General features: G+C 60.3%; 1 protein-coding gene. It reads left to right on the top strand.

The genetic code is table 11. The annotated features are described in order from the left end of the window. The first annotated feature begins 43 nt into the window (after positions 1-43). On the top strand, positions 44-1,078 hold the full coding sequence (locus ACTJLC_RS31755; RefSeq protein WP_310136442.1) for an IS630 family transposase: 1,035 nt from the start codon (positions 44-46) through the stop codon (positions 1,076-1,078). Positions 1,079-1,112 lie beyond the last annotated feature (34 nt).

Genomic DNA, 1,112 nt, shown 5'->3' with positions numbered 1-1,112 from the left:
TACTGACGGGTGCACCAAATAGTGCCTTGCGCGTTATACGGGTATGAAGACGAAAACTGATGCCCGAAAACTGGACCAGGCGACGCAGGCGCACCTGAGGAAGATGGTGGTGCAGGCGGTGCGTGACGGAATGACGCGAGCCGAAGCGTCGCGAACGTATGGCGTGAGCCTGCGCGCAGTCGGCAACTGGATGAAGCTTGCACGGGAAGGCGGCTTGAGGGCGCTGAGGCAGGGCAAGCGTGGCCGCCGTCCGGGAAGCGGCCACCTGACGCATACGCAAGCTGTTCGAATCCGCAAGTTGATCATCGAACGGATGCCGGACCAACTGTCGCTGCCGTTCTACCTGTGGACGCGCGAATCGGTCGCGCAACTGATCGAGCGGGAGTGCGGCATCGCGGTGTCGAAGTGGACGGCTGGCCGGTACCTCAAGGCATGGGGCATGAGCGCCCAGAAGCCGGTGCGGCGAGCGTACGAGCGAAATGACGTGGCGATTGAGCGCTGGCTCAAGGAAGATTATCCGCGACTCGCGAAAGAGGCGAAACAGGAACAGGCCACGATCTACTGGGGTGACGAAATGGGTTTGCGCAGCGACCACATCAGCGGTACCAGCTTCGCCCTGAAGGGCGAGACGCCGGTGGTGCGGGCGACCGGGAAACGTTTCGGCTGCAACATGATTTCGGCGATCACGAACCGCGGCGAGCTGAGCTTCATGGTCTTCGAGGGCACGTTCACGAACGCAACGTTCATCGAGTTCATGAAGCGCATGATCAAACAGGCTACCCGCAAGATCTATCTGATTGTCGACGGACACCCGGTCCACCGGTCCGTTGCCGTCAGGGAATTCGCCGCCGAAAACGCGGATCGCCTGCGTCTGATTCGACTGCCCGGCTACTGCCCCGAGCTGAACCCCGACGAGTTGCTGAATCAGGACGTGAAGACCAACGCACTGGGCAAGAGTCGGCCGACCAGCAAGGCAGCGATGATCGGCACCGTCCGTCGGCATCTGCATCGCCGGCAGAAGGAACCTCACGTGATTCGCAATCTGTTCAAGGAAAAGCATGTTCGTTACGCCGCCTGAGAACATAAGGCAATATTTGATGCACCCATCAGTA

Source organism: Paraburkholderia sp. 22099 (assembly GCF_052045835.1).
Lineage (GTDB): Bacteria > Pseudomonadota > Gammaproteobacteria > Burkholderiales > Burkholderiaceae > Paraburkholderia > Paraburkholderia terricola.
Note: the sequence above shows the minus strand (reverse complement) of the source record. Positions and strands in the feature narration are given on the sequence as shown.

Coding starts and splice junctions, on each gene's coding strand:
- ACTJLC_RS31755 (WP_310136442.1), top strand. CDS start 44: ATGAAGACGAAAACTGATGCCCGAAAACTGGACCAGGCGACGCAGGCG.